A 7,178-nucleotide genomic window follows, 5' to 3' on the forward strand; every position below is an offset into this window, starting at 1 on the left:
AGTAGTCGCGGGGTGTGACAGCCGTGGACCATGTCCGTCATGCGGACGCCCCGTCAGTCCGCGGTCCGGGCGGCCCGGAACTGGAGGTAGCGGCGCTCCGGAACGCTGAGGGTGAGTCCGGCGGCCTTCGCGTAGGCGGCGCGCGCCGCCGCCCGGTCACCCGCCATCTCCAGCAGGTGGGCCCGTACGGCCTCCAGGCGGTGGTGGCCCGCGAGGCGGTCGTCCTCGTCCAGGGCGGCGAGCAGCGCGAGGGCCGGCCGGGGCCCGTGCACCATGGCCACCGCGACGGCGTGGCCGAGGCGCTCCACGGGGCCGGGGACCAGCCGCATCAACACCTCGTACAGGGCGAGGATCTCCGCCCAGTCGGTGTCCTCGTCGCTCGCCGCCTCGTCGTGCACGGCCGCGATGGCGGCGCGCAGCTGGTAGGGGCCGAGCGGGGCGTGCGTGAGGGCGTCGCTGACCAGGGCGACCCCCTCGGTGATGGCCGCGCGGTCCCAGCGGGTGCGGTCCTGCTCGGCGAGGGGGACGAGGCTGCCGTCGGGCGCGGTGCGGGCGTCGCGACGGGCGTCGGTGAGCAGCATCAGGGCGAGCAGGCCGGCGACCTCGCCGTCGGCCGGCAGCAGGACGTGGACGGCGCGGGTGAGGCGGATCGCCTCGGCGGCGAGGTCGGCGCGCCGCAGATCGCGGCCGGAGGTGGCGGTGTAGCCCTCGTTGAAGATCAGGTAGAGCACCTGGAGCACGTCGGCGAGCCGCTCGGCGCGGTCAGGGGCGCGATGCGGGTCCCGGTCCGCGCCCCGGCCCGGAGCCTGGTGGTCCTGGTCCCGGCCGTCGTGCGGGACGCCGAACGGTGCCTCCGAGGCCTTGATGCGCCGTTTCGCCCGGCTGATGCGCTGCCCCATCGTGGCCTCGGGAACGAGGAAGGCGCGGGCGATCTCGGCGGTGGTGAGGCCGCCGACGGCGCGCAGGGTGAGGGCGATCCGGGCCTCGGCGGACAGTTCGGCGTGGCAGCAGAGGAAGAGCAGGGCGAGGGTGTCGTCCTCGGCGGGCGTGCGGCTCTCCCCCGGTGGCGGCTCCACGAACGCGTCGCGCGGGGTCAGGGCGGCGGCCGTCTCCTCCCGGCGCCTGCGCGCGTCCTCGCTGCGCAGCTGGTCGGTGAGGCGGCGGGAGGCGACGCGGATCAGCCAGCCGCGCGGATGGTCGGGGCGGCCTTCCCCGGGCCACTGCCGGGCGGCGGCGAGCAGGGCCTCCTGTACCGCGTCCTCGGCGGCGTCGAAGTGCCCGTAGCGGCGGACGAGCGCGCCGAGGACCTGCGGCGCCAGCCGGCGCAGCAGGTCCTCGCTCGCGGGTGCGGATTCCGTCGTCACATCTCGGTTCCCGAAGCGCTGTCGACGGGTCGGACGACGACCGGGTAGTTCGGCGCGCCCTCCGGCGCGGGGCAGGCGTACGCGCGGGCGGCGATCTCGGCGGCGCGGGCGAAATCGGGGACGTCGACGATCCAGTAGCCGGCCAGCACCTCCTTGGCCTCTCCGTACGGTCCGTCGGAGATCACGGGGGCGCCGTCGGCGCCCACGGTCACCAAGCGGGCCTGGCGGGGTTCGGTGAGGCCCTGTCCGTCGACCCACTCGCCCGACTCGACGAGCTCGGCGTTCAGGGCGCCCATGTGGTCGTACATCGCCTTCAGCTCCGTCTCGGTCCAGGCCGGGCCACCACTGTTCGCCTTGCCGTACATGGCGTCGTAGTCGGCCTGCCTGCCGAGAACCATCAGCATGTACTTCATGGGGTGCCACTCCTTCTGTTTCCACTCACGGCTCCGGGATCTTCCACTCACGGCTCCGGGATCGGGAGCCTCTCGCACGGGACGTCGGAGCCGTTCCTCCCATTTCGACACGTCGGCCGGTGCCGCGCGAGACGGCCGCGCACGGCCGGAGGCGGGAGTCGGCCGGGAGCCGGTGCCGCCCGAGGGGCCCCTTAGGCTGACCCGATGAAGATCATCGACCTGGAGCCGGGCGACCCGCGGCTCACCACCGACCTGCTGCCCGTGCTGCGCGAGCTCCGTCCGCACCTCACCGAGGAGCTCTTCCTCGGGATCCTCGCGGAGGGGCACGGCCAGGGGCTGCGCTTCACCGCGGCGTACGACGCGGACGGCGTGTGCGTGGGCGCGGCCGGCTGGCGGCTCATCGCCACCACCGCCCTGGTCCGCAAGCTCTACGTCGACGATCTGGTCACCGCCGCCACGGCCCGGTCCACCGGGGTCGGGCACGCGCTGCTCGCGCACCTGGAGGAGCACGCGCTGGCCGCCGGCTGCACCGCCCTCACGCTCGACTCCGGCACCCAGCGCACCGACGCGCACCGCTTCTACTTCCGCGAGCGGATGGCCGTGACGGCCTTCAGCTTCGAGAAGCCGCTCGGCTGAGCGGGGCCGGAGACCGGGGTGCGGTGCCCCGGAGGGCGGCGCGGCCGTGACCGAACCGTCGCCGCCCCGAGGCCCGATCGGGCTCGTCGGGCGCTCACGTGATTGCTAGGTTCCTGCGGAAGCCGGCCGACCCTGGGGGAACCGATCTCATGTCCTCATCCCGAGGCCCCCGCAGGGGCCTTTCCGCCGCGGCCGTGGCCGCCGTTCTGCTGACGGTGTCCACGGGGTGCGGGGACAAGGACGCCGAGGATCCGGCGGCCTCGGTCTCCGCCTCCTCTGCCTCCGCAGAGGTGTCGGCGTCCGCCTCGGAGTCGGCGGCCGCGGCCTCCTCGGCCCCTGCCTCCGCGGCCGTCTCGGCCTCCCCGTCCGGTTCCCCCGTGCCGCCGGCCCCGGCCACGCCCCGGGCGACGCCGCCTCCGGCGCCGACCCGGCTGACCGTCGCGGTCGACACCCGGGGCGGCCGGCTCGCCCTCGTACGCGGCGGCGTCGCCCAGGAGTTCACCGTCACCCTGCGGAACGGGAACTCCGCCGAGTACCGGCATCTGCTGGTCGCCTTCCAGATGGAGTCCCTCGTCGGCGAACCCGGCGACCAGCCGGGCAGCGGGCCGGGGTTCCTGCTGGAGCGCCTCGACCAGGCTTCCGGCACGTGGCGTCCGGCCGACTTCCGCATCGCCAACGACGTCAAGCCACTGTCCCTGTACACGGGCGGCGGCCCGCTCGCCCGCGAGGCCGTGCGCGTCGAGCGCTACCGGCTGCGGGCGACCGCCGGCGGGCCGACGGGCAGCAGCCCGGTGGTGGTGTCCTTCATCGACACGGACGCCGACCGGGAGGTCACCGCCCATGTCGTCCTCGCGCACGCGACCCGCTAGGACGGCTGGGACGGTGAGGACGACTGGGACGTGGCTCCCGAGCAGGCTTCCCCGGCTGCGAGGACGGCGGTCCGCCAGGCGGCTGTGACGGCCCGTCGGGCGCGGTCCGTCGCCTCCGGCACCCGGTCGGGGAGGCGCAGCGGCGAGCCGATGTGGACGTGCAGGCAGGGCCGGCGCAGGGGCGCGGTGACGACTCCGGCGAGCTGCTTGGCACTGCTGCCGGAGCACAGGCGACGGGCGCCCGCCTGGCCGACGGGTACGACGGGGGCTCCGGTCGCGGCGGCGAGCCGGGCCAGGCCGCTGCGGAAGGGGCCCGGAGCCGACTCCCCGGCGTCGCGGCGCGACGGCAGGCCGCCTTCGCCGTAGAGCAGCACGCTGCGGCCCGAGGCGAGGGCGACGGCGGCGGCGTCCAGCGAGTCGGCGGCGCGGGCGGTACCGCGGTGGACGGCGATGTGCCCCTCGCGGCGGAGCGCGGAGCCGAGCAGGGGTACGCGCCACAGGCCGCCGGTGGCCAGGATGACCGGCTCGATCCCGTACCGGCGCAGCGCGGCGACGACGACGGCCGGGTCGGCGAGGGAGGTGTGGTTGGCGACGAGGATGCTGGGCGCGGCGGGCCGCGCGCCCGGGTCGGCCGTGACGGTCAGCCTCCCGAAGGCGGGGACGAGGGCGGCGGCGATTCGGCTGAGCATGGACGGCCCCGTTCGGATGCGGTGGTTGTGCTGGTGCGGTCCATCGTCGGCCGGTGGGGCGGCGCGGTCATGAGTAGCCGTACTCAATCGAATATGACCGAACTGTCACAGGATCGAGCGCGCGGAACGTACGGGGGCACCGCGCACATCTAGCAGTGCGGCGGGGCTCCTCGGGGCCCCGCCGCACGGTGTCGGAACGGTGTGAACAGCAAGGCGGGGCAGGGATGAAGGCGGTAACGGTGGCGGGCGGTTCCTCGGACGACCCGGAGGTCGAGCAGGGGACCGCCGTCCCGGAGGGGGAGCCCGAGCCGGAACCCACGGCTGACGCCAAGGCGGGGGCCGGGGCCCAGGGCTCGGCCGAGGTCGAAGCCAACGCCCGGGCGGAGGCCGGGGCGAAGGCCGGGGCCGAGCGCCAGGCCGGCACGGAAGCCGGGGCCGAGCCGGAGCCAACGGCTGGGGCCGAGGCGGGGACAGAGGCTCAGGCCGGAGTCACGGCCGGGGCGGGGGCAGACCTCCAGGTCGACTCCGAGGGACCGGAGGTCGACGCGGCGGCCGAGCCGACGTGTCAGGCGGCACGCGGAGCCGGCGCCAAGGCCGAAGCGGGAGCCGAGCCTGAAGCCGAGGCCACGGCCGCCCCGAAGAACGCCCGTGGCGGCGCAGCCGCACCCGCGTCCGTAAACCAGGCGACCCCCGAAGCCAACGCCGAAATCGACGACGTGGCCGAGCCCACGGCCAAGGCCGAAGCCGGAGCGGAAGCCGCGGCCGACGGCCCGGCCGCAGCCGGGCCCGCGAGCCAGGCCGCACCCGAAGCCGACGCTGTCGTCGAGCCCGTGGCCGCCGGCAAGGCCGACGGCGAGGCCGCAGCCAAGCCGACGCGTCAGGCGGCACGCGAGGTCGGCGCCAAGGCCGAAGCGGGAGCCGAGCCTGAAGCCGAGGCCACGGCCGCCCCGAAGAACGCCCGTGGCGGCGCAGCCGCACCTGGTCTCGTGAGCCAGGCGGCACCCGAAGCCGACACCGATCGCAAGGCCGGGCCTCCAGGCGAGGCGAAGGCCGGATCGGAGGCCGACGCTGCCGCTCAGGCGGGACGCGAAGCCGGCGCCGAAGCGCGGGCTGGGGCCGGATCGAAGGGCCGTGCCGCCGGCGCAGCCGCAGGTGGGCCCGCGACCCAGGCCGCACGCGAGGCCGACGGTGTGGTCACGCCCGTAGCCGAGGCCAAGGTAGGCGCCGAAGCCGGTGCTGAGGGCGAGGGCGAGGGCGAGGGCGAGGGCGAAGCGAAGGCTGGACCGGAGGTCACGGCCGGCCGGGGAGGCGGAACCGGGCCCGCGAAGCAGGCAGCGCCTGAAGCCGGGGCTCGGCCTGAGGGTGGGGCGAAGGCTGGACCGCGGGCCGAGGCCGGGCCCGGTCTTCGGCCGGCACGCGAGGTCGACGCCGAAGCGGGAGCTGGGCCTGAAGCCGACGCTGCGGTCGGACGCGGCGGCCTGGCCGGGGATGAAGCCGGCGGCGCGGCGGCGGTCGAGGGCGAGGCCGGGGGCGGTTCGGCGCCTGCGGCGGGGGCGGACGTGACGCAGGTCCTGGTCGCGCCCAAGCCCCCGCGGGGCGACGGCGCGCCGAAGGTGCCTTCCTGGGCGCGTCAGGACGAGGCGGAGGCGGACCCCGAGCGGACGAGCCGGTTCGTCGCGCTCAAGCCGCTCGACGTCGCCCCGCCCGCCCCGCCCGCCGCGCCGGAGGCGGCGCCCCGGGTGCGGCCCCAGCCGCCGGTGGCCGGCGCTCCGCTGCCCCCGCTGGATCTGCTGGCCGAGCTCACCAACACCACTCCCCCGCCGGAGACCCCGCGCCGGACCGCGGTGCGCCGCGTCAAGGTGTGGACCCCGGTCCTGCTCCTCCTCGCCGGCGCCTACGTCGGAGCGCAGATGCTGCGCCCGCTGCCCGCCCCGCAGATGGTCTCCGCCGAGACCACCCGCACCGTCGACGGGCAGTTCTCCATCCCCTGGCCCGCCAAGGGCCAGGGGGCCGTTCGCGTCGCCGGCTCCGGCGACATCGGCACCTTCGGCGAGCAGAAGCCCGTCCCGACGGCCAGCGTCGCCAAGGTGATGACGGCGTACGTGATCCTCAAGGGGCACCCGCTGCGCAAGAGCGACCCCGGTCCCGAGATCACGGTCGACGCGAAGACGGTCGCGGACGGCAACTCCGAGCACGAGTCCCGGATATCGGGGCTCACCGCCGGCCAGAAGTTCAGCCAGCAGGACATGCTGAAGATGCTCATGATCCCCTCGGGCAACAACGTGGCCCGCCTGCTGGCCCGTTGGGACACGGGAACCGGCTCCGAGGCCGCGTTCGTCGAGAAGATGAACGCCGCCGCCAGGGAACTCGGGATGACGAGCACCACGTACACGGACCCCAGCGGTCTCGACGCGGGCACGGTCAGCACCGCCACCGATCAGCTGAAGCTCGCCGAAGCCGTCATGAAGGACGAGACGTTCCGCGCGATCGTCGCGCTGCCCAGCGCCACCATCAAGGGCCTGCCCCAGCAGCTCAGCAACAACAACGTCCTGCTCACGGCGCAGGGCGTGAGCGTCCGGGGCATCAAGACCGGCTCCAGCACGCCCGCCGGCGGGGCCCTGATGTGGGCGGCGTACAAGTCGGTAGGCGACAAGGACCAGCTGATCCTAGGCACGTTGATGGACCAGCGCGTGGACGGTCCGGACCCGGACGCCACGAACAGCCTGGCCCTGGTGCAGGCGAACAGCAAGAAGATCATCGAGGCGGTACGGGGGGCCCTGGCGCCGGCCCCGGTCATCCGCAAGGGCCAGCAGGTGGGGTACCTGGACGACGGGCTCGGCGGCCGGATGCCGCTCGTGGCCACCAAGGACCTGAACGTGATCGGCGTACCGGGCCAGCAGCTGAAGCTGTCGCTCGTGCCCGGCGCCTCGCCCCTGCCGCACTCCGCGAAGGCCGGTTCCGAGGTCGCCACCCTGACGGTCGGTGAGGGTGAGGGGGCCAAGAGCGTGCCGGTGGCCGTCGAGAAGGACATGGCCGAGCCCTCGTTCGGCACGCGCATGACCCGTATGCGCTAGAACGGCCGGTAAGGCGGAGGCGGGGGGGGGGGGGGGGGGGGGGGGGGAGGGGGGGGGGGGGGGGGGGGCAGAACCCGCACCGCACTCCCGGACCCCCACCCCCGACTCCGGCCCATCCGCCGTCGTTCCCCCC

Annotated in this window: 6 protein-coding genes; 3 read left to right on the forward strand and 3 right to left on the reverse strand. The window is 75.3% G+C overall.

Annotation, left to right across the window (positions count from 1 at the left end; genetic code table 11):
* Positions 1–53: 53 nt before the first annotated feature.
* Together ACZ4VT_RS22780 and ACZ4VT_RS22785 are read right to left on the reverse strand one after the other, a co-directional pair.
* Positions 54–1,364, reverse strand: coding sequence for an RNA polymerase sigma factor (locus ACZ4VT_RS22780; protein ID WP_467952151.1), 1,311 nt, complete (start codon positions 1,362–1,364; stop codon positions 54–56).
* Complete coding sequence (locus ACZ4VT_RS22785) at positions 1,361–1,777, reverse strand: YciI family protein (protein WP_467952152.1); 417 nt, start codon at positions 1,775–1,777, stop codon at positions 1,361–1,363. Before ACZ4VT_RS22785 ends, ACZ4VT_RS22780 begins: the two co-directional genes overlap by 4 nt.
* Before the next feature lie 204 nt (positions 1,778–1,981).
* On the opposite strand from ACZ4VT_RS22785, the gene ACZ4VT_RS22790 reads away from it, so the two are divergent.
* Positions 1,982–2,413: a GNAT family N-acetyltransferase gene (locus ACZ4VT_RS22790; RefSeq protein WP_467952154.1), complete on the forward strand. Its 432-nt coding sequence runs from the start codon at positions 1,982–1,984 to the stop codon at positions 2,411–2,413.
* Positions 2,414–2,562: 149 nt separating this feature from the next.
* A complete protein-coding gene (locus tag ACZ4VT_RS22795) occupies positions 2,563–3,282 on the forward strand; it encodes a hypothetical protein (protein ID WP_467952156.1) in 720 nt (239 codons plus the stop codon).
* On the opposite strand, the gene ACZ4VT_RS22800 is transcribed toward ACZ4VT_RS22795, so the two are convergent.
* Complete coding sequence (locus ACZ4VT_RS22800; RefSeq protein WP_467952158.1) at positions 3,279–3,971, reverse strand: lysophospholipid acyltransferase family protein; 693 nt, start codon at positions 3,969–3,971, stop codon at positions 3,279–3,281. The two genes, ACZ4VT_RS22795 and ACZ4VT_RS22800, sit on opposite strands and share 4 nt — an antisense overlap.
* 224 nt (positions 3,972–4,195) lie before the next feature.
* On the opposite strand from ACZ4VT_RS22800, the gene ACZ4VT_RS22805 reads away from it, so the two are divergent.
* A complete protein-coding gene (locus ACZ4VT_RS22805; protein WP_467952160.1) occupies positions 4,196–7,045 on the forward strand; it encodes a D-alanyl-D-alanine carboxypeptidase family protein in 2,850 nt (949 codons plus the stop codon).
* Positions 7,046–7,178 lie beyond the last annotated feature (133 nt).

It is taken from the genome of Streptomyces sp. NPDC029164 (assembly GCF_055563995.1).

Excerpts from the sequence above, each read along its gene's own strand:
- ACZ4VT_RS22785 (WP_467952152.1), bottom strand. The coding sequence starts at position 1,777 with ATGAAGTACATGCTGATGGTTCTCGGCAGGCAGGCCGACTACGACGCC.
- ACZ4VT_RS22790 (WP_467952154.1), top strand. The coding sequence starts at position 1,982 with ATGAAGATCATCGACCTGGAGCCGGGCGACCCGCGGCTCACCACCGAC.
- ACZ4VT_RS22795 (WP_467952156.1), top strand. The coding sequence starts at position 2,563 with ATGTCCTCATCCCGAGGCCCCCGCAGGGGCCTTTCCGCCGCGGCCGTG.
- ACZ4VT_RS22800 (WP_467952158.1), bottom strand. The coding sequence starts at position 3,971 with ATGCTCAGCCGAATCGCCGCCGCCCTCGTCCCCGCCTTCGGGAGGCTG.
- ACZ4VT_RS22805 (WP_467952160.1), top strand. The coding sequence starts at position 4,196 with ATGAAGGCGGTAACGGTGGCGGGCGGTTCCTCGGACGACCCGGAGGTC.